Below are 26078 nucleotides of genomic sequence, written 5' to 3' on the forward strand. Positions count from 1 at the left end.
ATACGCATCCGCATAGCGTTGTTCTGAACCGACGTCGCAATGGGTGATCGACCAGCTACCTCGTTCTCCACACTGCAATCTGTACGCCACGTCAGAAGGTTGCAGGCGAGTTCACCGAACGAACAGGGGACGCCAAGGTGTGTGCGGAAAGCGTTGACGCACTTCGCGCGTATGCCCGTGACTCTTCGCAACGCGCTTTGCGAGCCATGCAGTCAAGGTGTCGCGAAATATTTTTCCGGCTTTCGTGACGCTACGTCGATCAACGCAGCATGCAATGGACCGACGCAAGACGCTGGTCGAGCACGTCTTCCCAGTCCTCGCCGGAATTTTCCGCGCACTCGCTTTCGAGCGTCGATAGTCCCTCATCCATGCCGAGCACCGCGCCTTGCTTTTCTGCTACCGGATCAATCCACCCACGGCCGGGCCGATCCACGTACGCCGCGAATATGCGCCGCGCGCTTCGATGAACGGCGGCGCGTTATCCGGTAGCGGCAAATCATTGACTTCGAGCGCTTCCTCGATAAACGCGGTGCGAACCGGGTACGCGAAGTCATTAGCGAAATCGGTACGGCGGCGGTTAAACGTCTTCCACGCTTCGAGCAAGCCCGCGCGGGCGGACGAACAATTAACATCGCTTCAGTCCTGCGAAAGCGGTTGCGCACTCGCGCAACGCGGCGGCGTGACCGGCGTAGAGGTCGCGCATGGTGAGCTTTTCCGAGAGAGGTGCAGCCAGAAACGACAAAGCCCGCATTGCGCGGGCTTCATAATTCAGACAAGTTCTGACCGTCCGAATAGTTTGCCTAATAGGCTGGATTTGTCGTATGTCAGATCATATTCGCGCCGGTATGCACCGCGCATTTGATTGCACCCCTTTTAGCCTTTGTCTTATTCCCCCTGTTTCAAACCCGAGGCACGATGACCCGAGTGGGAGCAATTCAGCCCACTACTGCATTACCGGCCGCGTTACCGGGCGGGTCGCTTTCTTCTACTTCGTGGGGGTAAATGTCGGAACAGCAGGAACGTAATGGCAGGTTGTATCCGTTCGCAACCATCGGGGCTCGTACCGAGCGTAGCGGATGCGTGACGGGCGGCCGCGTACTTCCAATCTGCGGCCTTCTGGTTGCATGCATCGGCGACATTGTGACGTATAGCGGCTTCAGCGAAGCGGTCATTACGGACGGCGCAGGCATCGCGCTTGTCTATTCCGGCAATCCCGTTGCACTCGTTGGTAGCAGCCTGAGCAATGGCGACAGGATCGTTTCGGCCATCTCGAACGAGCGCGGGCTCTCTGTAGACGAAGACCAAGATATTGAGGTGCTATTCGACGCCGATTGTGTGCCCGAGTCGCACAAACCTTCAGCGCGTTTCGCTGTGTAGTAGGGGACCGCGACCTTACAACGACTGGCGGGCGTGTCATTGCATTAAAGGCGATGATTCGCAACAACGGGATAAAGCTAGCTCTGGACAGTGAACACGCAACTTGCGGAAACTGCAAGGGATCGTGGCCGATGCACGGAACCGGCGACAAGATGCGGAACCGTGGAACACCGGTTGTACTTGATAACGATCCTGTTCTGTGCCGCTGCGGAAAGAATCGACTAATCGCCGCTTCGGATGCCAAGTGCTTCGTTCATAAAAATACGAATATCGGGCGTTCCACCGTAGCGAACCCGCCGCTTGGAGTTACGCAAACTGCACCCTTCGATGAGCAATTTAGCTTGCTCGATAACACGCGCCGCCCGCTCGCACATATTCGTTATCGAATCGTCACCAATAGCAGCCAAGTCACCACAGGTACGACGAGCGCGATCGGTGCAACAGAACGCATCGAAACAGATGGAACGGAAAGGCTAAGGCTCTACATAACTGGAGAATCTATCAATGAGTGACGCCGGCAGCAACAGTTACGGCTTCAAGACGAGCGAAAACGAAGAATGGTTCGAGGTTCATTCGATTGCCGTCACAAATACGAATCCTGGGTCGATGGTTTACGTGTCCATAGATACAACACCAATTTGCCCGAATATGACTGATTGAGAGTTTCGGCAAACTGTACTGTCTCTAAGAGATGAGGCCGTAAAGATCATCCGTCAGCGGCAAAGTGAGCTTTCCATGTGGTCCCCTTCAGCGCGCGATCGAGTCAAGGCGTGGTTTAGCTCGAACGACGACGCTGTGCGGAAAAAGCTGATAAACGGCTTGAATAATCTTATTCAAGTAATGAACGGGCTAACTGCCAGCAATTTCATTCGACCAGACCCAGAAAGAGACCGCGCCGTCGGCTGCACACCGAATGCAAATAATCGAGGGGAAGTTGCACACGTTTGCGGCCCTGATACGGCTACGCATACAATAGCGATTGATACAAATTTCTGTTACTTGCCGAAAAAGTCAGCGGGTAAACTGTCGTCAATGCAATTGACGCTGGTTCATGAATGCACGCATTTTATGGATACATTCGGCACGATTGACTACCCCGGCGCATACGGGAGAACGGCTTGTGGTTGGCTGGCCCGCGATCATTCAGATGTCGCGATAAACAATGCAGACAGCATTGCTTGGTACATTTTGACTCGCGATGAATAGAGAGAATATATGAAAATAGATATCTATATTTTGGGGTTAGTGCTGACTGCTGCATCATTGCAGGCAACGGCATGTACGATTCTTCTCCAAGACAAAATCGAGTTGCCGCACGGTGCGCCAGATATAAGCAACGGCGATCGTCTTGCCCTGACTCGCCACTATCTAACTGCAAGGGGGTGGACGGGAGAAGGAACGAGAGCCACAGTCGAGGCAACCGCGTTCGAATACGAATCGAATGCCAAGCAGCTTGCGGCGTTGCGAGGGGAAAAGATCACGGCATTCCTAAAGCAACTGGGGCTCGACAAAGACGATATAGATGTTGATGAGAGAGTTATAAAACTCAACAAGGGAAAAATTGATCCAGACGATAAATGGCAGATCGGCGTTGAGTTCGTGCCGAAGTGTGCGGCCGCCGACTGTCAAAAACTGTGTAATACGCCGAATCTTCCGGGGGGCGTCAGCTATGCCGTAACAGCAGATACACCCGGACCCGTGCCCGGCAGTAACATTTTTACTTGTGGAGATAAGCGGGAACCGGCCAACGCCCGCATTATTACGCGTCAAGTTTGGACCGCTACTACGAAGGAGCAAGCTCTTACGTTGGCAACTGACGGCGGAAAGCCGCGCGCGGGGGTTTGCTACCGAATCTCGACGAGCGTACATAAATATATAGGTATGACGGACAATCAGGGACGCACCGAACTTCTACAACTACTTGGCCCTGAGTACACAACTATTGAGGTGAAAGTCGACCAGTATAGCTATTAGTCGATGGGCAAAGGTTGCGCAGGGCAAGGATCAGCCTCGTAAGCTCCGCTTCGGCGGGGCTTTTCGATCCATGAGGAAACTTGGAAATTAAACGTTTTATATTGACGTTGTTCGTTGTGGGCGCCACGAGCGCCGCGCACCACGTTGCAGCGCAAGGACCGGAGACGACCGATGCAAAGCAGGATTCGCCGACCACAATCACATCGGGGAAAGCGAATTCAGACCGTTCATTTGTGCGTTTTCTATTGGCGTGTGGAAATGGCCCGTGTGCTACGGTTTATTACACGGTTTGCTACCCGTCCGGCGTGGCCGCAATAGGAGAAACAGATGCTAACGGGTACACGATGTTCTATGAAGCTAATAATGTTCAATCGTTGAAACTCCTTTTAGGTCACCGTCGGCCAGGTGATTGCGAAGACAGGGGACGGTTAGGTATTGGCGTTACGCGAGAGGTCCAATCTCGATAGGCCGTTAGACTACCTGCGCCCCAGTGATTATCGGCCCCGCTTCGGCGGGGCTTTTCGATCCGCGAGGAAACTTGAAATTGAAACATCTTATATTGGCGTTGTTCGCTGTGAGCGCCACGAATGCCGCGCACCACGTTGCAGCGCAAGTGCCGGAGACGGCCGACGCAAATACAGGGAGCAATCCGACGGATTCGGACCTATCTAAGAAATTCCCGAATTCAATGCAATACACAATTGCCGACTCAGAAGGTAAGCCGTTAGCGCAAATTGCCTACCGGGTAACGTTCCCATCCGGGATAACGGCAAAAGGCGTAACCGATGAATACGGGCACACTGTTCGATTCCGAACAAAGAACCCTGAACGCCTCAGCCTTGCCGTCAAAGCGACTAATGCCAACGTTGCCCTCCTGCCTTCAGCGTCTGCTCACTAAATCGCCAGCCGCCGTTGTTTCTGCGCCGTGTCGGCGTGATCGAATAGCGCGCCCTGGCGGTGTGCTTCATTGATGCGCTCGCACGCGTTATCGAAGTGCGCCGGGTCCAGCTCGATAACGACGAAGCCCCGCCCGGTCTGTAACGCAGCTACGCCCGTTGTCCCTGAGCCCATGAAAGGATCAAGCACGATCGAGCCGGGCGCACCACGCGCAGCAGTTCGACATCGCTCTGTGCAACTGTGCAACGCCGCCCCGGATCGTCGTAAAGCTCGCGGGTGAGTCATGGTGCGATGACGAAGCCGAGCATTACGCCGCTATCGCCAACGCCGCCGCATTACTCGTCGCGGGTTCTAATAAAGCTTCCCTGCATGACGAACAGTTCATGCTGCGCGACGCGCGCGGGCGGCCGCTCGCCGACAGCTATAACACCATCCGCTTTCCGTCCGGCTCAGTCGCGCGCGGTGTAACGGACAGTGCGGGATGCACGATGCGATACAAGACAGATGGCGTACAAAACATTTCGCTCTATCTCGGCCACAGGAATTAAGCATGTCGGTAAGGCTGCAAGGATCACTATCGCACGGCGTTACCGATTCACAAAGCATAAATAGGAGGCTTAATGACGCAACCACTTGCGATCGCAACGACCAATACAAATCCGAATTCGTGCGTGAACGTACAGACAGATAGGCGGTGTAAGCCCTGGCAGCTTTCACCGCAAGGTATAACGTTCATGGCTGTCCTTGAGTGTGGAATTCTCAACGGTACGTATCATCATGTGGTACACGGCCATACAACTAACCTTACCGTTGTTGAGGGCTTTATATTGCAGGGGTACGACGATGGAACCGGCATTCCGACAGTAGGACTAGGGCATCGTGTCTTGCCGCAAGACCATTTGCATCTTGGGGACGTTATTACACTTGACCGGGCGAAAGAGTTTTTTCGACACAATCGGGAAGCCACTGAAAGGGCAATCAATCGTGACGTTCGCGTACCGCTCTATTAATACGAATATGATGCGCTGGTGTCCGTTCTCTTCAACACTGTCCACGGACGCCGACCGCATGACCCATGGCCGGGTACACGGTCGGAATACTTGGCCGATTTTCTGAATCATGGCGAGTACGAGCGTATGCGTGACGTGATTCGGGGCTTCATCGCTAATATCGTCGCAGGCCGCCGCCAGCGCGAGGCGCGTCTGTTCGACACGGGGGTCTATGACGCAACTCACTAAATTTTTGCATGTGTGCGTCGGTGCTTCTCTCTACATGGCCGGCGCTTCCATTGCGAATTCAGCTTCAATCTATGGAACCACGTTCGACTACCGGAAAGCGGAACCAGCAATCAGCCAGTTCCCTGGAAAGACGTCCCAACAAATCGCCGAACATTGCAAAGGCGAAAACCTGGGAACGATGGAACTGACCACATGCGCCCAGTTCAAGTTCGAGTTAGCCAAAACAGCACTCGCTAAGACTGTCGGAGCCGCCGAAAAGGAAATCGAGCAAAACGATGTAGAGCTTCGAAAGAACCATAACCCGATTGCTTTGCCGTACTTCAAACAGGCACAAAATCACTGGCAAAGCTATAGAGACAATCAGTGCTACGCGAACGTTTACGAAATCGGCCAGGCATCCATACGTTTCATTGATTTCTGGACGTGCATGGAAGCAATTACGAAAGCGAGGATCGGCGAGCTAACCAAACCTGATGTAAGTCAGTAAAACTTTTGCAGCTTCGCTTCAAGCGAATGACTGAGCTATCTTCGCCAGCAATCCCATAGGACCGCTTCGGTTGGGCTATTACTTTCGAGCGACAAGCGCGCCTGTTTCTGCGCCGTGTCGGCGTGATCGAATAGCGCTCCCTGGCGCTGCGCTTCATTGACGCGCTCGCACGCGTTATCGAAGTGCGCCGGGTCTAGCTCGATAACGACGAAGCCCGCCCGGTCTGTAACGCCGCTACGCCCGTTGTCCCTGAGCCCATGAAGGGTCAAGCACGATCGAGCCGGGCCGCACCACGCGCAGCCATTCGCGCGTAAGCGCTAGCGGCATTTGCGTGACGTGTACCCGAATCGCGCGGCGCGGTGCATTCGTAAGAGCGGGGTATCGTGCCGACAGTGAGATCCAGCGGCATCATACCCACCGCGCCCGGCCTGCACGCGCGCTTGTCGCGGGCATCTCCGCTGAAATCCGGTAGCTGTTGGCTTGATGAATCCGATTGAACGTTTTTTTCCAGGTGTCTAGTACGCGGTCGGAGCGAAACTGTCCACCGCTCGAAGATGGCGGATCGGTGAGCAACGCATCGAGCCCGGCAAGCTGCGGGAGCACCGCGAGCGCGTCCGCGTTAAAGAGCGTCGCCGGGCCGATCGTAACGGGCTCAATCGTGCGCGCCGCCAGGTGCGATTTTCGGCGCTCAGTTCGAGCTGCTATCAACATGCCGCGCCGCTCACCCGCAAGGATACGCGCGTCGATCCTGTGAGGTTCGATCGTGAGGATTTCGGTGGGCGTGCATCGCTCACCGGCAAACATCAAGATTTCAATAACGCTGATGATGGCGCCGGGTCTGAGGTCGGTCCGGCTCACGGTTTTTCCTCTGCATGTTCGTTTATCCAGTCGAGCGCGGCGCGGTGAGCATCGAAGTAAGACGGCAACAGGCGCCGCCCGGTTTCGGAGCCCATTGCCTATTAATCCCGCGCCTCCACCTCACTCCCCATCAATCGCCCATTCCACCGCCGCTTGCGCATGCAACGCAGTCGTATCGAACACAGGCAACACAGAATCTTCCGGCTTGATCAGCAACGTGATCTCCGTGCAGCCGAGAATCACCGCCTGCGCGCCACGCGCAGCCAGCGCTTCGATCACACGCTGATACACCGCGCGCGAAGCGTCGTTCACTTTGCCGTGGCATAGCTCGTCATAAATGATGCGATGCACGTCCGCGCGTTCGGCTTCGTCGGGAATCACCGTCTCCAGGCCGTAGCGCTCGCGCAGACGTCCCGTGTAGAAAGTTTGCTCCATCGTATAGCGCGTGCCCAGCAAGCCCACCCGCTCGATGCCTGCCGCCCGCAGCGCGCTGCCGGTAGGATCGGCGATATGCAGGAAGGGCACGTCGATCGCCGCTTCGATCGATTCATAGACGCGATGCATCGTATTGGTCGCCAGCATCACCAGATCGGCGCCGCCGCGTTCGAGCTGGCGGGCGGCGTCGGCCATCTGCTGGCCAAGCGCGGTCCAGTCGCCCGCGCGCTGGTTCGCTTCGATCGGCGCGAAGTCGACGGTGAGCATCAGACTGCGCGCGTTGTGGTGACCGCCGAGGCGCGCCTTGGTGTGCCGGTTGAGAAGCTTGTAGTACTCGGTGGACGATTCCCAGCTCATCCCGCCAATCACGCCGATCGTTTTCATGTGTTTGCTCCGTGAGTGGATGACGGCGCGGCATCGACCGTCTGTCCCGGCGAGTATAGGCGGGTGGCGCAATGCGCTGCCGGTACGGATCGCGCGCCGCTCGCCGGTACGGCCGGATGAAGAAACGTGGAACAAAATCGCCGCCACACGTTTTCTGACGCCGATAGAATCGTAATCAATCAGGACGGGGTCAAAGGGAGCGATAGATGGATCTGATCATCCGCCGCGCGATGCTGCCGTCAGGCGCCGCGCCGCAACACAACGAGCCGGTCGATATCGGCATTGAAGCGGACCGCATCGTTGCGGTCGAAGCGAATCTGGCCGCCAACGCGCGCGAGGAAATCGACGCCGCGGGCTCGCTCGTCACGCCGCCGTTCGTCGATCCACATTTCCATATGGACGCAACGCTCTCGTACGGTCTGCCGCGCGTGAACGCGTCGGGCACGCTGCTCGAAGGCATCGCGTTGTGGGGCGAACTGAAGCCGGATTTGACGCAGGAGGCGCTGATCGAGCGCGCGCTGCAGTATTGCGACTGGGCCGTCGCGCGCGGATTGCTGGCCATCCGCAGCCATGTGGATGTGTGCGACCCGCGCCTGCTCGCGGTCGAGGCGCTGGTCGAAGTGAAACGCCGCGTCGCGCCGTATCTCGACCTGCAACTGGTGGCCTTTCCGCAAGACGGCGTGCTGCGCAGCCCGGGTGCTTTCGAGAACCTCAAGCGCTCGATCGCGATGGGGGTGGACGTGGTCGGCGGCATTCCGCATTTCGAGCGCACCATGGCCGACGGCGCGCAGTCCGTGCGCCTGTTGTGCGAGTACGCGGCGGAGCAGGGCTTGCGCGTCGACATGCACTGCGATGAATCGGACGATCCGATGTCGCGCCACATCGAAATGCTCGCGGCCGAAACGCACCGGCTCGGTTTGCACGGGCGCGTCACCGGTTCGCATCTGACCTCCATGCATTCCATGGACAACTACTACGTCAGCAAGCTGCTGCCGCTGATGCGCGAGTCGGGCGTCGCGGCGATCGCGAATCCGCTGATCAACATCACGCTGCAAGGGCGCAGCGATACGTATCCGAAACGCCGCGGCATGACGCGCGTGCCGGAGATGATGGCGGCAGGCATCAACGTCGCCTTCGGCCACGATTGCGTGATGGACCCGTGGTATAGCCTTGGTTCGGGCGACATGCTCGAAGTCGCGCACATGGGCTTGCATGTGGCGCAGATGACGGGCGTCGACGGTATGCGCGCCTGTTTCGACGCGGTGACGGTGAACGCCGCGCGCATTCTCGGTCTGGAGGGCTACGGCATCGCGCCGGGATGCGCGGCCAATCTCGTGCTGCTCGACGCGCGCGATCCGGTGGAAGCAATTCGTTTGCGCGCCGCGCGCCTTGCGGTGGTGAGCCGCGGCAAAGTGGTGAGCCGTGCGCCGGCTGCGCGCGCAGCGCTGTCGCTCGAAGGGCGGCCTGCGCAAGTGGATTTCAAGCTGCATCGCGGCTGATTGCACCGAGGCTCTGAGCCTCGCGCGAAGAAAAAAACCGGTGCCTGCATAACGCAGGTCACCGGTTTTTTATCGGCCCATGCAAAGCGCCGACATTCGCATCAACCGATCAATGCGCCGCGCCCGGCGACATGCCGTTGTGGCGCAGCAAGGCGTCGATATTCGGCTCGCGGCCGCGGAACGCCTTGAACGATTCCATCGCCGGGCGGCTGCCGCCCACTTCCAGAATCTCCTTGCGATAGCGCAGGCCGGTCGCCTGATCGAGCACGCTGCCGCTCGCCGTTTCCGCAGCTTCTTCGAATGCCGCGTAGGCGTCGGCGGAGAGTACCTCAGCCCACTTGTAGCTGTAGTAGCCCGCCGCATAACCGCCCGCAAAAATATGGCTGAACGTATTCGGCCAACGCGAGAACGGCGCCTGCGGCACGACATGGAAGCGCTCGTTGATTTCGCTCGCGAGTTCGGTGGCGTTCTTCGTGCCGGACGCGTCGAAGCCGGTATGCAGTTGCATGTCGAACATCGAGAACACGATCTGACGCAGCGTGCCAAGACCACTCTGGAAATTCTTCGCGGCGAGCATCTTGTCGAACAGGTCGCGCGGCAAGGGCTTGGCCGTTTCGACGTGCGAGGTCATGTCGCTCAGCACGTCCCACTCCCAGCAGAAGTTCTCCATGAATTGCGACGGCAGTTCGACCGCGTCCCACTCGACGCCGTTGATACCCGACACGCCCAGCTCATCGACGCGCGTGAGCATGTGATGCAGACCGTGGCCGAACTCATGGAACAGCGTGATGACTTCGTCGTGCGTGAAGCAGGCGGGCTTGCCGCCGACCGGCGCCGAGAAGTTGCACGTCAGATACGCGACCGGCGTTTGCACGCTGCCGTGCGTGTGCTTGTGACGGCCGCGCGCGTCGTCCATCCAGGCGCCGCCGCGTTTGCCTTCGCGTGCATACAGATCGAGGTAGAACTGCGCGACGAGCCCGCCATCCTGATTCTCGACGCGGAAAAAGCGCACGTCCGGGTGCCACACGGCCGCTTCGTCGCGACGGATACGCACGCCGAAGAGTGTCTCCGTGACCTTGAAAAGACCCTTGAACACGGCGTCTTCCGGGAAGTACTGTTTGACTTCGTTCTCGGAAAACGAATAGCGCTTCTGACGCAGACGCTCGGCGGCGAACGTCATGTCCCACGGTTGCAGTTCAGTCATGCCGAGTTCGTTCGCAGCGAATTCGCGCAGTTCCTTCCAGTCCTGCTCGGCATGCGGACGCGCACGCGTGGCGAGGTCTTCGAGGAAGCTCATCACCTGGGCGGGCGATTCGGCCATTTTCGGCGCGAGCGAGACTTCGGCGAAATTGTTGAAGCCGAGCATGTGCGCTTCTTCGGCGCGCAGTTTCAGCTGATCGGCGAGCACCGCGGTGTTGTCCCACTCGGGCTTGCCATTGCCGTATTGCGGGCCGAGCTCCGAAGCACGCGTGACATAGGCGCGATACATCGCTTCACGCATCGGACGATTTTCAGAGTACTGCATCACCGGGAAGTACGACGGGAAGTGCAGCGTGAACTTGTAGCCGGTTTTGCCTTCGCGTTCGGCCGCTTCCTTCGCGCCTTCGATCACGTCTTCGGGCAAACCGGCCAGCTCTGCTTCATTACCGGCTTCGACGATATACGCGTATGCGTTGGTCGCATCGAGCACGTGATCGGAAAACGCTTTCGAAAGCGCCGCCTGGCGTTCCTGCAACTCGGCGAAATGGGGCTTCTGGTCCTCCGGCAATTCCGCGCCGGACAGGCGGAAATCGCGCAGCGCATTGCCGAGGATCTTCTTGCGCTCGCCGGTCAGCGATTCGAAGTCGGCGCTGGCATTCAACGCCTTGTACTTCTCATACAGCGCGAGATTTTGCCCGACGCTCGACCAGAACTCGGTGACGCGCGGCAGATTCTCGCCATACACGGCGCGCAGCTCGGGCGTGTCGGCAACCGCGTTCAGATGGCCGACCACGCTCCAGGCGCGCGACAACGGTTCGGTGGCGCGCTCGACCGGCTCGACCACGTCGGCCCATGAAGCGGGCGTGATCGGCTGGGCGGCGCGCTCGACGGCGGCGGCCGCATCGGCGAGCAGCACATCGAGGGCGGGCGTGACGTGTTCGGGGCGGATTTCGCCAAAGCGCGGCAGGTCGGAGAAATCGAGGAGCGGATTGTCGTGATTCGAGGCGGTAGTGGACATGAGGCTTCCTGTCTGACGCGGGTGAACGGGTAATCGGTGCATCGACGGGCGTCCCCCGAGGGGACTGCCTTCGGGGCGCGCGCTATGACGCCCCATAACAGCCGATACAGACATTATTGGGGCAGGGCGCGTTGATTCCAATCCGTCGGCAGACAAATTATCAGATGTCGCGGCCCTGTGCGCGAGCGCGACATGGCAGCCGAGCGCCACGCGCGCCGAAATTCGCCGCCGTGCTCTGTGCGAAAGCGCACGGTTTCGATTGCTGCTATGCGGCAATGTGGAGCGTCGCTGTCGGCCGGCGGCGCTTTTTGCAAAGAGGTATCGATGAATCCGCTTTCGGACGCACTCGCGCACAAGGGCAATAATTTCGATCTCGTGCGGTTGCTCGCCGCCATTGCCGTCGTGTATGGCCATTCGTACGTGCTTCAGGCGCCCGACGGCACGACGGATTGGGTTCAGAACGCGTTGGGCTTCGACGGTTTCGGCGCGCTGGGCGTCTACGCCTTCTTCCTGCTGAGCGGCATGCTGGTGACCGCCAGCTTCGACCGGCAACGCTCGGTGCCGCGCTTCGCCGTGTTGCGCATCGCGCGGCTGTGGCCGGCGGTGGCGGCCGGGTCGCTGGTGACGGTGTTCATCGTCGGTCCGCTCTTTACGACGTTGACGCTGCGCGAGTATTTCGCCTCCGGCATGACGTGGGCCAATCTCGACAACTTCTCGACTATCGTGCGCAGCGCCGGCTGGGCGCTGCCCGGCGTGTTCGAGCACAACCGCTATCCGGTCGACATCTGCGGACCGCTGTGGACGCTACCGGTTGAAGTGCGCTGCTATCTGCTCGTGCTCGTGACGGGCATGGTGGGTTTGCTGTCCAGTTCGCGCGGCGTGATGCTAGCGGCCGCGCTCGGCTGCGCCTTCTTCATGCTGCACGTGGATCATGCGCATTGGCAGATCGGCTTGCGCGATTTCAGCGAAACGCCGGACGGCTATTCGTTCTGGCCGGAGCCGTTTTTCATGCTGGGCATGCTGCTGTATGGCTGGCGCGAACGGATCGACATCAACGGGTTGACCGCGCTCGCGTTCACGATGGTGTTTCTGGTGTTCCGCGACACGGCCGGCGCGCAGCCTCTGTTCTATCTGGCCTTCGTGTACGGCGTGCTGTGGATCGGCACGACGCCGCTCCTGCGGCGCTTCGTGCCGCGTCACGATTACTCGTACGGCATCTATCTGTATGGCTTCATGGTGCAGCAATGCGTCGCGAATATCGCGCCGCAGTTGAGCCATGTGACGGCGGTGTTGATCGCCGCGCCGGTCATTCTGCTGTGCGCGGCGCTGTCGTGGCACTTCGTGGAACGGCCGGTGCTGAAGTGGTGCCGCGGGCGTCTGGCGCGGTCGTCTGCGCCGGTTGCGGCGGGGATGCCGGCTGGCGATCAAGCTGTGCGCTGAGGTGGGCTGAGATGCGTTGATGCGAGAGGCGCGCGCGGAGCCGATGGATGCGGATCCTTGGCGAGACGCCAAGGCCGCAAGCATCCCGTTGCCGCCGAGGTTGCTTCGCCGGCGTCCAGGCGACCAACGCAAGCGCGAAGCAGTGTGGCGCGCGTTAGCGCCGATGCGTGTCGAAACCCTGACACAACGCCAAGGCCATAAAATCCCAAAGCCGGCAAAGACGCTCCGCCGGCCTTTCCTCCGCCGCTTTACGCGTTCGCCGCCGCTTCGCGCTCGGCGGCTTCGATCGTGTTGACGAGCAGCATGGTGATCGTCATCGGGCCGACGCCGCCCGGCACCGGCGTGATGTAGCCGGCCACTTCCTTGACGCCCGCAAAATCCACGTCGCCGCACAGTTTGCCGGCTTCGTCGCGATTCATGCCGACGTCGATCACCGCCGCGCCCGGCTTCACCATCTCCGCCGTGAGAATGTTGCGCAAGCCGGTGGCGGCGACCACGACATCCGCATTGCGCGTGTGAGCGGCCAGATCGCGCGTCTTGCTGTGGCAGATCGTGACGGTCGCGCCGGCTTGGAGCAGCAGCAACGCCATCGGCTTGCCGACGATGTTCGAGCGGCCGATCACCACCGCGTTCGCGCCTTGCAGCGGAATCTCGTAAGCGGCGAGCATTTTCATGACGCCGTACGGCGTGCACGGACGGAACAACGGCTGGCCGGTCATCAGCGCGCCAGCGTTGGCGACGTGAAAGCCGTCGACGTCCTTTTCCGGCGCGATCGCCTCGATCACCTTGTGGCTGTCGATATGCGGCGGCAGCGGCAGTTGCACCAGAATGCCGTGAATGCGCGAGTCGCGGTTCAGTTCGTCGATGCGCGCGAGCAGTTCGGCTTCCGGCAGATCGGCCGGATAGCGGTCGAACGACGAGCCGAGCCCGTTGTCATGGCACGCCTTCACTTTGTTGCGCACATACACTTCACTGGCCGGATTGTCGCCGACCAGCACCACCGCGAGGCCCGGCTGATGGCCGCGGGCGGTGAGGGCGGCGGCGCGCGCGGCGACGTCGGCGCGCAGAGTCTTGGAAAGGGCTAGGCCGTCGATCAGTTTGGCAGTCATGGTCGGGTCGAGATGGGCAGTTTGAAAAGCGGGGCGGGGCGCAGACGCTCGTGCGTGCCGCGCGCGATGGCGCTTTTCAACGGGAATGGGTCGGTACGTGAAAAGCGCGCGGCGCGAATCGGGGTTAAGCGGCGCTGCAAAGTGCGACATTATACCGGCCCTGCCTGGCGTGCCGCGTACGGATTCCAGGCTGCGTGGCCGCAGTGGGTACGCGGGCCGTGCGTGCTTCACATGGTGGGCACGAATGCCCGCTTCGAGCGCTGGCGGCCACAGGTGCGCTGCCAGACGCCTTTTCGCTTGTTCACCTGTTCGGCGCCGCGCCTGCCGCCGAGAACCTGCCGCAGCGGGCGCAGGCTCGGCTGTCAAACGCGACCCCTAAGGCTCGACCGCCTGCCAGCCGGACCCCGGATCGAATGCCGTGATGGCGGCAGCCGCGCGCGTGGTGCGCGGCCCGAGGTTCTTCTCATAGACCTGGCCGTCCTGGTTGACGATGAAACTCATCACGCCGGTCCTGCCATAGTCGGCTGGCGATGCGATCAGTCCGAACCCTTTGCTCAACACGCCGTTTTCGACGTAGTCGCCGGCGCCGCCTTTCGCGTGCGCTCCTTGTGCCGTGAGAATGCGGAAGCGATAGCCGTGATACGCCTCTTCAGGCCGCGTGCCGTCGGGCCTGATGGCGGCGAGCGGTCCAAGTGGGCTTTCCGCTTCGCCGGGCGCCGTCGTCCAGTACAGGCCGTCGTGCTGCCCCGGCGTACTGATGAGGCGCTGTGCGTAGTGCCGGGTCAGGTTGCGATAGTCGTATTGCGCATCGAGATACACAAGCGAGGCCAGGATCGCGCCGTGTTCATTGCGGCCGATGCGGCGTGTCAGCATTTCATCGCGTCCCGCCGGCGGATCGAAACGCCAGCCCTTGCCCGACTGGACGAGCGGAATCGGCAAGGTCCAACCGCTGTCGCCGACCGTCAGATGCGCGGTGGCGCGGCCTTTGTCATTGACCGGATCCTCGACGACCTGATGGTTTTTCGACCATTCGCCGAGGAACTGATAGATGTCGTCCTGGCCGATGCCATCGGTCGGAATGAAGCGATGAAAATCGCCGCCGAGCACGCGCTTGAGCGCGTCTTCGTCGTTGCGGGCGAGGGCTTCGACGAAGGCGTTGGCGGCGTCGTCCGCGCTGGGATAGACCGCCTGGGCATGGGCGGGGACCGCGCTGATCAGCAGAACCGGCGCCAGCACCAGTGTGCCGGTGGTGACGAGAGCGAACGCAAATGTCAGGACTTGGGCGCGCAGCTTGCGCTTTGCGAATAGATGCATCATCGGATTCTTCCTTTTTTGTTCAGCGGTTGCGGCCGGCGTGGTGCTCGGCTGCGTCCTCCCGATGGGGTTTATACGACGAGATGTCGATGCGCAGCACGGGCTGCGTCGCTTCGCCGCGATGGAAAATGGCGCGTCGGACTGGTGGCGGGTACGTGGTCGGAAGGCTCGATCGACACGCACTACGGCGCGGAAAACGCTCGACTCGCTCGCATTCTTTCGCATCACCAGGCAATGCCGGATGCGGCGTTTCGCAGCACGCGTCGCCCTCGCGTTGACCACGGCATCGGCGAGGTTTGCTAAGGAATGCTGGGTAAATCAAGGAGGGTGCGTCCTGATCCGTCAACCTTGTCGGACGAAAGAACCCGTTGCGGATTGGGGTAGGTGATCGCTGACCGACGCGTATTATTTTGCGCGAGCCAACTGCGCCGAAATCACGCGGTTAGTGTGATTGCCGTGCGATGGAGGAGATGAAAAAGCGCGGGGAAATACGAGGAAAAAGAGGGGCGAGACGGGCCGGACTCTTCAATAGTCCGGCCGTTGATGCGCAGTCACTTCTGCCCGGCGGCGCCTCTCCCAAAGGCGTTTGCCTTCGGGCCGCGAGCCGCCGGTTGCGGCTTATTGCGCCGGTTGCGGCTTGTTCGACAGCGCCAGTCGCAGCAGATCGGCGACCGTGTTGACGTTGAGCTTTTCCATGATGTTTGCGCGGTGCGCTTCCACCGTCTTGATGCTGATGCCGAGGTCGTCGGCGATCTGCTTGTTCAGGCGGCCGGCGATGATGCGCTCGAGCACCTGATGCTCACGCGCGGTCAGCTTGCCCAGACGCTCGGCAGCAGCGCGCTGCTGCTGCACGCTGGTGCTTTCGCTGCGCGCCTTGTCCAACATGCGCTCGACCAGCTTGCGCAACTCGGCTTCGTCGAACGGCTTTTCGATGAAATCCATCGCGCCTTTTTTCATCGTGGACACGGCCATCGGCACGTCGCCGTGGCCCGTCACGAAGATGATCGGCAGCGATGCGTTGTCGGCGATCAGGCGTTCCTGCAACTCGAGTCCGCTCATGCCGGACATCCGCACATCCAGAATCAGGCACGCGATCTGGCCCGGATGCTGATGCGGCTGCCATGCGTCGATGAACTGCTCGGCGCTGGAGAAGCATTGCACGCGGTATCCGTTCGCCTCCAGCAGCCAGCGCAGCGAATCTCGCACGGCCTCGTCGTCATCGACGACAAAGACAGTTTCCTGTGTGGTGACTGGGCTATTCATAGCTCTCCCGTAACGGTTTGTGGTGTCGGCGCCTGTGCCCCGCCGTTGCTCGGGCCATCAGGCTCTCCAATAGGCAGACTGCAATGGAACGTGGCGCCTGTGATGTGGCCGTCAGATTCGACGTTGTTCACCACCCACAGACGGCCCCGGTGCGATTCGATAATCGAACGGCAAATGTTCAGCCCCATGCCCATGCCGTCGGACTTGGTGCTGTAAAACGGTTCGAACAGCCGCTCGGCTGTCGCTTCGTCGACGCCCGGCCCCTGGTCGACGACGCTGATGCAGACAAACCCGCTCTCCAGCCGCACGACGACGCGGATCACCGGATCGACCGCATTCGGACGGGCCTCGGCCATCGCTTCGGCGGCGTTCTTCAGCAGGTTCACCAGCACCTGCTCGATCAGCACCGGGTCGACGTAGATCACCGGCAGGCGCGAGCGCAGATCCGTGACGATGCGAATGCGGCGCTTCCTCGCCTCGATTTCGGCGAGGCCTACGGCGTCGGCGACGATATCGGCGACGCGCGTGGCTTGCCGCTTCGGCTCGCTGCGCTTCACGAACTCGCGAATGCGCTTGATGATCATGCCGGCGCGCACCGCTTGCTGGGCGGTTTTTTCGAGCACGGGTAGCAGATTGTCAGGCGTGGTCCGACCGGATTTAACCAGCGCCACAGTTCCGGAGCAATAGTTATTGATCGCGGCGAGCGGTTGATTCAGTTCGTGAGCGAGCGACGAGGCCATTTCGCCCATCGTCATCAGGCGGCTGGTGAACTGCAGTTTCTCGTCCTGCTGGCGCGACAGTTCCTGCGCCTGCTTGCGGGTGGTGATGTCGGTCGCGATCTGCATCTGCGCGAGGTGGCCGTCCACCCACTGAATGTACTGGCGGCGCACTTCGAACCACTTTTGAATGCTCTGCACGTAAATTTCCTGCGCATCCGCAGTGCTTTCGGTCAACGCGGCGGCGGGCAGGCCAGCGTATGTGTCCACCATATCGATCGAATCGGACGACGCCTGTGCGCTATCGAACCCGCCGCCCGCCAATTCCAGATGTCCGTCCGGGCGAATACCGAACAGATGCCGGTAATAGCGGTTGGCGAACAGCAGCTCGGCTTCGTCGGCGGCCAGCACGGAGACCGCGGCGTCGAGACTTTCGAGCACCGTGGTGAAGCGCTCGTGCGCCGCGGCGAGTTCTTCGCGCGCGCGCTTCGGCTCGGTGATGTCGGTCATCGACGACATCCAGCCGGTCTGGCGGCCCGAACTGTCGATCAGCGGCGACACGTAGAGGCGAGCGTGGAACAGCGAACCGTCCTTACGGCGCACCCGCAATTCGAAACCCGACGAGGGTGCCTTGCCGCGCAGCGTCATGTCGAGCTGGCGCTGCATTTCGGGGTAAGCGTCGCGCGGCCAGTAGGCGAACGGCGCGTTCTTGCCGACCAGATCGCTTTCGTCCCAGCCGGTCATGCGGCAAAAGGCCGGGTTGACGTGGGTGATGCGCCCATGCATGTCGAGCACGCGCATGCCGATGAGCACCGAGTTTTCCATCGCGCGGCGGAAGAACGCTTCGGCGTACAGCGCCTGCTGCGCCTCGAAGCGCTGCCGTGTGTGTTTCCACAAGCTCCACAGGCTCCACAGCACGAAACAGGACAGACCCGCCACCAGCCACACCAGCGTGTTGTTGGTGAAGTTGGTCATCTGCGGGAACGCGTAGACGCGCACCGAGACGCCTTGGCCCGGCGGGTCGAGCGGCAGATCGTAGAACATGTCGCGCGGCAGGCGCGGGCGGGTCGACGTGGTGGTCAACTCGCGGTTGTTCACGTCGATGATCGAGATTTTGTATTTGGCGGACAGCTCAGGCGGAATGTCGTGCTTGAGGATCCCTTCCACCGAGAACACGGCGGCGATCGTGCCGAGGAAGTCGCGGTCGCGGAACACCGGCGTTTGCAGCGTGATGTAGCCGTTGCCGACGTCGTCGTAGATGAGCGGCGAATACACCTGGCGGCGCGTGTTGCGCGCCTCGGTGAAGGCGGCTTTGACGGCTTCGTCCATCTGCGCGTCGTTCGGCTTGGCCAGACGCTGGCCGAACACGGGCAGCGCGGTATTGGGCCAGCGCGGTTGCTGCGCGCTGGTGTACCAGTTCATGTAGAGGATCTCGGGATGCCCCTGCATGATGTCCGTAGTGGACACCTGGAACGAATGCGGATCGGCGCGGCCGGCGACCAGATCGCGCGCGAGCGCCTGGATCTGTTCCTGCGCGCCGGTCATGGACAGGCGGATCTGCTGCTGCGCCCACGCGACGTTACGGTAAAGCGTGTCTTCCTGCTGTTGCTGTTCGCGCCGGTTCAGGCTCCACAAAATCAGACTCATGACGACCAGGAACACCAGGATCGACAGAAGCGGCGTGAGCAAATAGGAATTGGACCACCATGGTCCATGGTGCCAGCGGGAGGACGGCGTCGAATCCGCGGGCGAACCGGCGGTGCGCGCCGAGCGTGCGAAAAGCCGTTCGGTCAACATGCGTGGCATTGTAGCGCAGCGTGAAGCTAGCAAATGGCGCAAAAAAGCGCGGAAAGGACCATTAATCGGCGCAAACTAGCCAGCGTATCCGCCGATCGGCAGTCAAATCAGGTTGCGCCGCAACAATTTTCCGCATTATGAGATTCGATCTCGTAATTCGAAAATTTTGTTGCGCTGACGTCGGGACCCTTATTACAATCGGCCGAAGCTGCCGCGGCCGTGCTTCGTCCGCGTCGTCTGTTCAAAGAGCGTTCCTCTACATCCAGGAGACGAGCATGTCCGCTGTACCCGACGAAGTCATGAAATATGTCGCTGCTGAAAAAGACGACGATCCCCAGGAAACCGGCGAATGGCTGGAAGCGCTGGATGGCGTGATTTCTGCTGTGGGCCCCGATCGCGCTCACTACCTGATCGAGAAACAGATCGAATTTGCCCGCGTGCATGGCGAACATCTGCCGTTCTCGGCCAACACGCCGTACATCAACACGATCCCGGTTTCGCGTCAGGCGAAGATCCCCGGCGATCAGGACATCGAACACCGCATTCGCTCGTACACGCGCTGGAACGCCATCGCGATGGTGCTGCGCGCCGGCAAGGACACCAACGTCGGCGGCCACATCGCCTCGTTCGCTTCCGCCGCCACGCTTTACGACGTCGGCTACAACCACTTCTGGCATGCGCCGTCCGCTGAACATGGCGGCGATCTCGTGTTCGTGCAGGGCCACTCGTCACCGGGCGTCTACTCGCGAGCGTTCCTGCTGGGCCGCCTGACCGAGAACCAGCTCGACAACTTCCGTCAGGAAGTGGGCGGCGAGGGCATCTCGTCGTACCCGCACCCGTGGCTGATGCCGGACTTCTGGCAATTCCCGACCGTCTCGATGGGCCTCGGCCCGATCATGGCGATCTATCAGGCGCGCTTCATGAAGTACATGCAGGCGCGCGGCATTGCGAAGACCGACGGCCGCAAGGTCTGGGCCTTCCTCGGCGACGGCGAAACGGACGAACCGGAATCGCTCGGCGCGATCGGCATGGCCGGCCGCGAACGCCTCGACAACCTCGTGTTCGTGATCAACTGCAACCTGCAGCGCCTCGACGGTCCGGTGCGCGGTAACGGCAAGATCATCCAGGAACTGGAAAGCGAATTCCGCGGCGCGGGCTGGAACGTCATCAAGGTCATCTGGGGCAGCCGCTGGGATGCGCTGTTCCAACGCGACAAGTCCGGCGCGCTGATGCGCCGCATGATGGACGTGGTCGACGGCGAGTATCAGACGTACAAGTCGGAGTCGGGCGCGTTCGTCCGTGAACACTTCTTCAATACGCCGGAACTGAAGGCGCTGGTCGCCGAATGGTCCGACGAGGACATCTGGAACCTGAACCGCGGCGGCCACGATCCGCACAAGATCTACGCGGCATTCCAGGAAGCGTCGAATTCGAAGGGCCAGCCGACCGTCATCCTCGCGAAGACGATCAAGGGCTACGGCATGGGCGAAGCCGGCCAGGCCATGAACATCACCCACCAGCAGAAGAAACTGCACGTGGATCAGCTGAAGAAATTCCGCGACCAGTTCCGCCTGCCGATCGCCGACGACGACCTCGTCAACGTGCCGTATCTCAAGTTCGAAGAGGGTTCGAAAGAACTCGAGTACATGCGCCAGAAGCGTATGGACCTCGGCGGTTATCTGCCGGCGCGTCGCCAGAAGGCCGAGTCGCTGCCGGTGCCGGAACTGTCGGTATTCGAACCGCTGCTCAAGGGCACGGGCGAAGGCCGCGAGATCTCCACGACCATGGCGTTCGTGCGGATCCTGAACATCCTGCTGAAAGACAAGGCGCTCGGCAAACGCATCGTGCCGATCGTGCCGGACGAGTCGCGTACCTTCGGTATGGAAGGCCTGTTCCGTCAGATCGGTATCTGGAATCAGGAAGGCCAGAAGTACGTGCCGGAAGATTCCGACCAGCTGATGTTCTACCGTGAGTCGGAAACCGGTCAGATTCTGCAGGAAGGCATCAACGAAGCCGGTGGTATGTGTGACTGGATCGCGGCCGCGACGTCGTACTCGACGCACGGCGAGATCATGATCCCGTTCTACATCTTCTACTCGATGTTCGGCTTCCAGCGTATCGGCGACCTCGCATGGGCAGCCGGCGACATGCGTTCGCGCGGCTTCCTGCTGGGTGGTACGGCCGGCCGCACCACGCTGAACGGCGAAGGTCTGCAACACGAAGACGGCCACTCGCTGCTGTGGGCGGCTTCGGTGCCGAACTGCATCAGCTACGACCCGACCTTCGGTTACGAACTCGCGGTCATCATGCGCGACGGCCTGCGCCGCATGGTCGCGGATCAGGAAGACGTGTACTACTACATCACGGTGATGAACGAGAACTACGAGCACCCGGCGATTCCGCAGGGCGACTCGGTGGAAGCCGACATCATCAAGGGCATGTACGCGTTCCGTAAGGCCGAAGCGGACAAGAAGGCGCCGCGCGTGCAACTGATGGGCGCGGGCACGATCTTCAACGAAGTGATCGCCGCCGCCGACCTGCTGAAGAACGACTGGGGCGTCGCCGCCGATCTGTGGAGCGTGCCGAGCTTCACCGAACTCGCGCGCGAAGGCCACGAAGTGCAGCGCTGGAACCTGCTGCACCCCACCGAAGAAAAGAAGCTCTCGCACGTCGAGACGCTGTTGAAGGACGCACAAGGTCCGGTCATCGCATCGACTGATTACGTGCGCGCGCTGACCGAGCAGATCCGCGCGTTCGTGCCGCAGAAGTTCGTCGTGCTGGGCACGGATGGCTACGGCCGTTCGGACACGCGCGAAAAGCTGCGCCACTTCTTCGAAGTCGACCGCTACTGGGTGACGGTTGCCGCGTTGAATGCACTCGCAGATGAAGGCACGATCGAACGCAAGGTAGTCGCCGAGGCGCTCAAGAAGTACAACCTTGATCCCGCCAAACCCAACCCGATGACCGTCTAAGGCATCATTCCCCGTGTGCCACGGCGTGCGCGCCCGCTCCTGCGTTTGCAGGGGCAGGCCGCGTGCGCGGCCCAGGAGACACTAACAATGAGTCAAGCGATCGAAGTCAAGGTGCCGGACATCGGCGATTACAAGGACATTCCTGTGATCGAGGTGCTGGTGAAGGCGGGTGACACCGTCGAAAAAGAGCAATCGCTCGTTACGCTGGAATCCGACAAGGCGACCATGGACGTGCCGAGCTCGGCCGCCGGCGTCGTCAAGGAAGTGAAGGTCAAGGTCGGCGACAACGTGTCGGAAGGTTCGCTGATCGTCGTGCTGGAAGGTGCGGAAGGCGGCGCGGCTGCGCCCCCCCCGGCGCCTGCCGCTGCTCCGGCTCCGTCGGCGGCGCCGGCTGCGGCCCCCGCGGCTGCACCCGCGCCCGCTGCCAGCGGCGGCGGTCTGCAGGAAGTCAAGGTGCCGGATATCGGCGACTACAAAGACATTCCCGTGATCGAAGTCGCGGTGAAGGTCGGCGATCGCGTCGAGAAAGAGCAGTCGCTGGTGACGCTCGAGTCCGACAAGGCGACCATGGACGTGCCGAGCTCGGCTGCGGGCGTCGTCAAGGAAGTGAAGGTCAAGGTTGGCGATACCGTGTCGGAAGGCTCAGTGATCGTGATCGTGGAAGCGGAAGGCGGCGCGGCTGCGGCCCCCGCTCCGGCTCCGAAGCAAGCGGTCGAGAAGCCGTCGGATGCGCCGGCCGCTCCGTCGCCGGCTCCGGCGGCTCCGTCGGCGCTCGCTCAGGCGCCGGTGATTCCGGCTGGCGAAGGTGGCGCGCGCCACGCGAGTCATGCGTCGCCGTCCGTGCGTAAATTCGCGCGCGAACTCGGCGTCGACGTGACGCAAGTGCAGGGCACGGGTCCGAAAAACCGTATCACGCAAGCCGACGTGACCGCCTTCATCAAGGGCGTCATGACCGGTCAGCGTGCTGCGCCGGCTGGTGCGGCTGCACCGGCTGCCGCGGGCGGTGGCGGCGAGTTGAATCTGCTGCCGTGGCCGAAGGTCGATTTCGCGAAGTTCGGTCCGGTCGATCCGAAGCCGCTGTCGCGCATCAAGAAGATTTCGGGCGCGAATCTGCATCGCAACTGGGTCATGATTCCGCACGTCACCAATAACGACGAAGCGGATATCACCGAGCTCGAAGCACTGCGCGTGAAGTTGAACAAGGAATACGAAAAGTCGGGTGTGAAGATCACCATGCTGGCTTTCGTGATCAAGGCTGTGGTCTCGGCTTTGAAGCAGTTCCCGACGTTCAATGCCAGCCTCGATGGCGATAACCTGGTGTTCAAGCAGTATTTCCATATCGGGTTTGCGGCTGATACGCCGAATGGTCTGGTCGTTCCGGTCATTCGCGATGCGGACAAGAAGGGGTTGATCGATATCGCCAAGGAAATGGCCGAGTTGTCCAAGCTCGCGCGTGACGGCAAGCTCAAGCCCGATCAGATGCAAGGTGGATGCTTCTCGATTTCTTCTTTGGGTGGCATCGGTGGCACGAACTTCACGCCGATTATCAATGCGCCTGAAGTCGCGATTCTTGGTCTGTCGCGTGGCGCGATGAAGCCGGTTTGGGATGGCAAGCAGTTCGTGCCCCGGCTGACTCTGCCGCTGTCCTTGTCGTATGACCATCGGGTGATTGATGGTGCGGCGGCGGCCAGGTTCAATGCGTATCTTGGGGCGCTTCTTGCCGATTTCCGGCGTGTGATTCTTTGATCGTGTAGTTGCGTGGGGCGCGGGTTTTTTCTGTTTCTGTTATCCGCGTCTCTCTGTAGAACCTGCTTTCTTTTCGGTCCATTAGCGTCGCCCCTGTGCGGGGCGGCACCTACTTTTCTTTGTCTTCCAAAGAAAAGTAGGCAAAAGAAAGGCGCGTCCTTCGGCGGACGGCAAAGGATGATTCTGTCCGGCGCGCTGCCAGCTTTTGGGCTGTATTTTTGCGGGTTCTTTGTCTCATCACGATCAATACGAGAAGGGGACACTAATGAGTCTCGTCGAAGTAAAAGTGCCGGATATCGGTGACTTCAAAGACGTCGATGTCATCGAAGTCAATATCAAAGCGGGCGATGTCATCGAGAACGAACAGGCTCTCATGACGCTCGAGTCCGATAAGGCCTCCATCGAAGTGCCGAGCGATACCGCCGGCACGGTCAAGGAAGTTCGCGTCAAAGCCGGCGATAAAGTCTCGCAAGGCACGGTGATCGCGCTCGTCGAAACGTCGGCGGATGCAGCGCCCGCGAAAGACGCGCCGAAGGCGCCGGCCAAGGAGCCCGAAAAGGCGCCCGCTCAGGCGGAAGCCAAACCGCAAGCGGCGGCTCCGGCCAAGGCGGCTACGCCCGCTCCGCAGGCGGGTAGCTTCTCCGGCAACGCGGATATCGAATGCGACATGCTCGTGCTCGGTTCGGGCCCCGGCGGCTATTCCGCGGCGTTCCGTTCGGCCGATCTGGGTATGAAGACGGTGCTGGTCGAGCGTTACTCGACGCTCGGCGGCGTGTGTCTGAACGTCGGCTGTATTCCGTCGAAGGCGCTGCTGCATACCGCGCTCGTGATCGACGAAGCCGAAGCGCTCGGCTCGCACGGCATCACGTTCGGCAAGCCGCAAATCGATCTCGACAAGCTGCGCGACTTCAAGTCGGGCGTCGTCAAGAAGCTCACCGGCGGTCTCGCCGGCATGGCGAAGATGCGCAAGGTCGAAGTGGTCACGGGCACGGGCTCGTTCGTCGATCCGCATCATATGGAAGTGCAGGTCGAGGGCGGCAAGAAGGTCGTCAAGTTCAAGCAGGCCATCATCGCCGCGGGCTCGGAAGCGGTGAAGCTGCCGTTCATTCCGGAAGATCCGCGTGTCGTCGATTCGACCGGCGCGCTCGAACTGCGGCAGATTCCGCAACGCATGCTGGTGATCGGCGGCGGCATCATCGGGCTGGAAATGGCCACGGTGTATGCCACGCTCGGCGCGCAGATCGACGTGGTCGAAATGCTCGACGGCCTGATGGCCGGCGCGGACCGCGATCTGGTCAAGGTCTGGGAGAAGTACAACAGCAAGCGTTTCGCTAACGTCATGCTGAAGACCAAGACCACCGCGGCGGAAGCGAAGGACGACGGCATCTATGTGTCGTTCGAAGGCGAGAAAGCGCCGGCCGAAGCGCAACGCTACGATCTCGTGCTGGTTGCCGTCGGCCGCTCGCCGAATGGCAAGAAGATCGGCGCGGACAAGGCAGGCGTCGCGGTCACGGATCGCGGTTTCATCGACGTCGACAAGCAGATGCGCACTAACGTGCCGCACATTTTCGCGATCGGCGATATCGTCGGTCAGCCGATGCTCGCGCACAAAGCCGTGCATGAAGCTCACGTTGCCGCCGAAGTCGCACACGGCGAAAAGGCGTACTTCGACGCGCTGCAGATTCCGTCGGTGGCCTACACCGATCCGGAAGTGGCATGGGCCGGCAAGACGGAAGACCAACTGAAGGCCGAAGGCATCAAGTACGGCAAAGCGGTGTTCCCGTGGGCCGCGTCGGGCCGCGCGATCGCCAACGGCCGCGACGAAGGCTTCACGAAGCTGCTGTTCGATGAAGAAACGCATCGCGTGATCGGCGGCGGGATTGTCGGTCTGAATGCGGGCGACCTGATCAGCGAAGTCTGTCTCGCGGTCGAGATGGGTGCGGATGCAACGGATATCGGCAAGACGATTCACCCGCATCCAACGCTCGGCGAATCGATCGGTATGGCCGCCGAGTTGTATGAAGGCGTCTGCACCGACCTGCCGCCGCAGAAAAAGAAGTAACGCGATTCGGTCCGTCTGCATTCGTGCAGGCGGGATCGATAAAAAAGCGGCGCGCCCCGTAAAGGGCGCGCCGCTTTTTCTTTGGGCAGCAGAGTAGGGCGGTTGCCGTCGCGACGACGGCCAAAAGGCGCGGATAAAAAAATCCCGGCCTTTCGCCGGGCAAACGATACGCTATTCAACGTATCGGAGCGTTCGGTCAATTAACACCATGTGAGCGGCAACGGCACAACGCTGTTGCTTGCGATAACGCCGACACAACTCTCGTGAGCTGTGCCGGCGCCAGATACTGCTT

23 protein-coding genes are annotated in these 26078 nt (G+C 60.8%); 14 read left to right on the top strand and 9 right to left on the bottom strand.

All coding sequences use genetic code 11. From position 1 onward, the window contains the following. Nucleotides 1-396: 396 nt before the first annotated feature. Nucleotides 397-603 carry a hypothetical protein gene (locus tag ACFSNN_RS21110; RefSeq protein ID WP_134455599.1) on the bottom strand — a complete coding sequence of 69 codons (207 nt, stop codon included), beginning with the start codon at nt 601-603 and terminating at the stop codon, nt 397-399. Between the two features lie 399 nt (nt 604-1002). Here ACFSNN_RS21110 and ACFSNN_RS21115 point away from each other — a divergent pair, with 399 nt between their 5' ends. The 5 genes from ACFSNN_RS21115 to ACFSNN_RS21135 all read left to right on the top strand — a co-directional run bounded on the left by ACFSNN_RS21115 (nt 1003) and on the right by ACFSNN_RS21135 (nt 4249). Further along, nucleotides 1003-1377, top strand: coding sequence for a PAAR domain-containing protein (locus ACFSNN_RS21115; protein ID WP_208949454.1), 375 nt, complete (start codon nt 1003-1005; stop codon nt 1375-1377). Nucleotides 1378-1430: 53 nt separating this feature from the next. Then, the gene (locus ACFSNN_RS21120; RefSeq protein ID WP_134455600.1) at nt 1431-1889 is read left to right on the top strand and encodes a PAAR domain-containing protein; all 459 of its coding nucleotides are present in this window, start codon (nt 1431-1433) and stop codon (nt 1887-1889) included. 223 nt (nt 1890-2112) lie between these two features. Next, entirely contained in the window at nt 2113-2583 is a 471-nt protein-coding gene (locus tag ACFSNN_RS21125) for a M35 family metalloendopeptidase (protein WP_244322715.1), read from the top strand. Nucleotides 2584-2592: 9 nt separating this feature from the next. After that, on the top strand, nt 2593-3351 hold the full coding sequence (locus ACFSNN_RS21130) for a hypothetical protein (protein WP_134455601.1): 759 nt from the start codon (nt 2593-2595) through the stop codon (nt 3349-3351). 538 nt (nt 3352-3889) lie between these two features. Then, nucleotides 3890-4249 (top strand): hypothetical protein, encoded by a 360-nt coding sequence (locus tag ACFSNN_RS21135; RefSeq protein ID WP_377689135.1) that lies wholly within the window; start codon nt 3890-3892, stop codon nt 4247-4249. Here the strand turns inward: ACFSNN_RS21135 and ACFSNN_RS21140 are convergent. Then, complete coding sequence (locus ACFSNN_RS21140) at nt 4246-4422, bottom strand: site-specific DNA-methyltransferase (protein ID WP_244322716.1); 177 nt, start codon at nt 4420-4422, stop codon at nt 4246-4248. The two genes, ACFSNN_RS21135 and ACFSNN_RS21140, sit on opposite strands and share 4 nt — an antisense overlap. A 209-nt stretch (nt 4423-4631) precedes the next feature. On the opposite strand from ACFSNN_RS21140, the gene ACFSNN_RS21145 reads away from it, so the two are divergent. The 4 genes from ACFSNN_RS21145 to ACFSNN_RS21160 all read left to right on the top strand — a co-directional run bounded on the left by ACFSNN_RS21145 (nt 4632) and on the right by ACFSNN_RS21160 (nt 5973). Then, nucleotides 4632-4796 (top strand): hypothetical protein, encoded by a 165-nt coding sequence (locus ACFSNN_RS21145; RefSeq protein WP_166799211.1) that lies wholly within the window; start codon nt 4632-4634, stop codon nt 4794-4796. A 186-nt stretch (nt 4797-4982) separates the two neighbouring features. Continuing rightward, nucleotides 4983-5258: a glycoside hydrolase family protein gene (locus ACFSNN_RS21150; protein ID WP_377747407.1), complete on the top strand. Its 276-nt coding sequence runs from the start codon at nt 4983-4985 to the stop codon at nt 5256-5258. 90 nt (nt 5259-5348) lie between these two features. Next, a complete protein-coding gene (locus ACFSNN_RS21155; protein WP_166799212.1) occupies nt 5349-5486 on the top strand; it encodes a hypothetical protein in 138 nt (45 codons plus the stop codon). Further along, nucleotides 5470-5973, top strand: a complete 504-nt coding sequence (locus ACFSNN_RS21160) for a lysozyme inhibitor LprI family protein (RefSeq protein WP_244322717.1) — start codon at nt 5470-5472, stop codon at nt 5971-5973. Before ACFSNN_RS21155 ends, ACFSNN_RS21160 begins: the two co-directional genes overlap by 17 nt. 408 nt (nt 5974-6381) lie before the next feature. Here the strand turns inward: ACFSNN_RS21160 and ACFSNN_RS21165 are convergent, their stop codons facing one another. Together ACFSNN_RS21165 and ACFSNN_RS21170 are read right to left on the bottom strand one after the other, a co-directional pair. After that, nucleotides 6382-6831, bottom strand: a complete 450-nt coding sequence (locus ACFSNN_RS21165; protein WP_134455604.1) for a hypothetical protein — start codon at nt 6829-6831, stop codon at nt 6382-6384. Between the two features lie 120 nt (nt 6832-6951). Next, a complete protein-coding gene (locus ACFSNN_RS21170; RefSeq protein ID WP_134455605.1) occupies nt 6952-7650 on the bottom strand; it encodes an aspartate/glutamate racemase family protein in 699 nt (232 codons plus the stop codon). 206 nt (nt 7651-7856) lie between these two features. Between ACFSNN_RS21170 and ACFSNN_RS21175 the strand changes: the two genes are divergently transcribed. Next, entirely contained in the window at nt 7857-9149 is a 1293-nt protein-coding gene (locus tag ACFSNN_RS21175) for an amidohydrolase family protein (protein ID WP_134455606.1), read from the top strand. A gap of 109 nt (nt 9150-9258) precedes the next feature. On the opposite strand, the gene ACFSNN_RS21180 is transcribed toward ACFSNN_RS21175, so the two are convergent. Next, on the bottom strand, nt 9259-11367 hold the full coding sequence (locus ACFSNN_RS21180; protein WP_134455607.1) for a M3 family metallopeptidase: 2109 nt from the start codon (nt 11365-11367) through the stop codon (nt 9259-9261). A 324-nt stretch (nt 11368-11691) separates the two neighbouring features. Between ACFSNN_RS21180 and ACFSNN_RS21185 the strand changes: the two genes are divergently transcribed. After that, a complete protein-coding gene (locus ACFSNN_RS21185) occupies nt 11692-12807 on the top strand; it encodes an acyltransferase family protein (protein WP_134455608.1) in 1116 nt (371 codons plus the stop codon). A gap of 248 nt (nt 12808-13055) precedes the next feature. On the opposite strand, the gene folD is transcribed toward ACFSNN_RS21185, so the two are convergent. From folD to fixL, 4 genes are all read right to left on the bottom strand, one after another. Next, complete coding sequence (gene folD, locus ACFSNN_RS21190) at nt 13056-13916, bottom strand: bifunctional methylenetetrahydrofolate dehydrogenase/methenyltetrahydrofolate cyclohydrolase FolD (RefSeq protein ID WP_134455609.1); 861 nt, start codon at nt 13914-13916, stop codon at nt 13056-13058. Between the two features lie 375 nt (nt 13917-14291). After that, nucleotides 14292-15233: a DUF2950 domain-containing protein gene (locus ACFSNN_RS21195; RefSeq protein WP_134455610.1), complete on the bottom strand. Its 942-nt coding sequence runs from the start codon at nt 15231-15233 to the stop codon at nt 14292-14294. Between the two features lie 615 nt (nt 15234-15848). Next, nucleotides 15849-16493 (bottom strand): oxygen response regulator transcription factor FixJ, encoded by a 645-nt coding sequence (gene fixJ, locus ACFSNN_RS21200; RefSeq protein ID WP_006051254.1) that lies wholly within the window; start codon nt 16491-16493, stop codon nt 15849-15851. Next, nucleotides 16490-19006 (bottom strand): oxygen sensor histidine kinase FixL, encoded by a 2517-nt coding sequence (fixL, locus tag ACFSNN_RS21205; protein WP_134458766.1) that lies wholly within the window; start codon nt 19004-19006, stop codon nt 16490-16492. Before fixL ends, fixJ begins: the two co-directional genes overlap by 4 nt. A gap of 275 nt (nt 19007-19281) precedes the next feature. Here fixL and aceE point away from each other — a divergent pair, with 275 nt between their 5' ends. The 3 genes from aceE to lpdA all read left to right on the top strand — a co-directional run bounded on the left by aceE (nt 19282) and on the right by lpdA (nt 25786). Beyond that, entirely contained in the window at nt 19282-21978 is a 2697-nt protein-coding gene (gene aceE / locus ACFSNN_RS21210; protein WP_134455611.1) for a pyruvate dehydrogenase (acetyl-transferring), homodimeric type, read from the top strand. An 87-nt stretch (nt 21979-22065) separates the two neighbouring features. After that, nucleotides 22066-23724, top strand: a complete 1659-nt coding sequence (gene aceF / locus ACFSNN_RS21215; RefSeq protein ID WP_377779191.1) for a dihydrolipoyllysine-residue acetyltransferase — start codon at nt 22066-22068, stop codon at nt 23722-23724. Nucleotides 23725-23989: 265 nt separating this feature from the next. Beyond that, nucleotides 23990-25786: a dihydrolipoyl dehydrogenase gene (lpdA, locus tag ACFSNN_RS21220; RefSeq protein ID WP_134455613.1), complete on the top strand. Its 1797-nt coding sequence runs from the start codon at nt 23990-23992 to the stop codon at nt 25784-25786. Nucleotides 25787-26078 lie beyond the last annotated feature (292 nt).

It is taken from the genome of Paraburkholderia dipogonis (genome assembly GCF_042680985.1).
Taxonomy (GTDB): domain Bacteria; phylum Pseudomonadota; class Gammaproteobacteria; order Burkholderiales; family Burkholderiaceae; genus Paraburkholderia; species Paraburkholderia phytofirmans.

Bases quoted from the DNA above. Each gene is read 5' to 3' on its own strand.
- ACFSNN_RS21115 (WP_208949454.1), top strand. From the start codon at position 1,003: ATGTCGGAACAGCAGGAACGTAATGGCAGGTTGTATCCGTTCGCAACC.
- ACFSNN_RS21120 (WP_134455600.1), top strand. From the start codon at position 1,431: ATGATTCGCAACAACGGGATAAAGCTAGCTCTGGACAGTGAACACGCA.
- ACFSNN_RS21125 (WP_244322715.1), top strand. From the start codon at position 2,113: ATGTGGTCCCCTTCAGCGCGCGATCGAGTCAAGGCGTGGTTTAGCTCG.
- ACFSNN_RS21130 (WP_134455601.1), top strand. From the start codon at position 2,593: ATGAAAATAGATATCTATATTTTGGGGTTAGTGCTGACTGCTGCATCA.
- ACFSNN_RS21140 (WP_244322716.1), bottom strand. From the start codon at position 4,422: ATGGGCTCAGGGACAACGGGCGTAGCTGCGTTACAGACCGGGCGGGGC.
- ACFSNN_RS21145 (WP_166799211.1), top strand. From the start codon at position 4,632: ATGCTGCGCGACGCGCGCGGGCGGCCGCTCGCCGACAGCTATAACACC.
- ACFSNN_RS21150 (WP_377747407.1), top strand. From the start codon at position 4,983: ATGGCTGTCCTTGAGTGTGGAATTCTCAACGGTACGTATCATCATGTG.
- ACFSNN_RS21160 (WP_244322717.1), top strand. From the start codon at position 5,470: ATGACGCAACTCACTAAATTTTTGCATGTGTGCGTCGGTGCTTCTCTC.
- ACFSNN_RS21170 (WP_134455605.1), bottom strand. From the start codon at position 7,650: ATGAAAACGATCGGCGTGATTGGCGGGATGAGCTGGGAATCGTCCACC.
- ACFSNN_RS21175 (WP_134455606.1), top strand. From the start codon at position 7,857: ATGGATCTGATCATCCGCCGCGCGATGCTGCCGTCAGGCGCCGCGCCG.
- ACFSNN_RS21180 (WP_134455607.1), bottom strand. From the start codon at position 11,367: ATGTCCACTACCGCCTCGAATCACGACAATCCGCTCCTCGATTTCTCC.
- ACFSNN_RS21185 (WP_134455608.1), top strand. From the start codon at position 11,692: ATGAATCCGCTTTCGGACGCACTCGCGCACAAGGGCAATAATTTCGAT.
- folD (WP_134455609.1), bottom strand. From the start codon at position 13,916: ATGACTGCCAAACTGATCGACGGCCTAGCCCTTTCCAAGACTCTGCGC.
- ACFSNN_RS21195 (WP_134455610.1), bottom strand. From the start codon at position 15,233: ATGATGCATCTATTCGCAAAGCGCAAGCTGCGCGCCCAAGTCCTGACA.
- fixJ (WP_006051254.1), bottom strand. From the start codon at position 16,493: ATGAATAGCCCAGTCACCACACAGGAAACTGTCTTTGTCGTCGATGAC.
- fixL (WP_134458766.1), bottom strand. From the start codon at position 19,006: ATGTTGACCGAACGGCTTTTCGCACGCTCGGCGCGCACCGCCGGTTCG.
- aceE (WP_134455611.1), top strand. From the start codon at position 19,282: ATGTCCGCTGTACCCGACGAAGTCATGAAATATGTCGCTGCTGAAAAA.
- aceF (WP_377779191.1), top strand. From the start codon at position 22,066: ATGAGTCAAGCGATCGAAGTCAAGGTGCCGGACATCGGCGATTACAAG.
- lpdA (WP_134455613.1), top strand. From the start codon at position 23,990: ATGAGTCTCGTCGAAGTAAAAGTGCCGGATATCGGTGACTTCAAAGAC.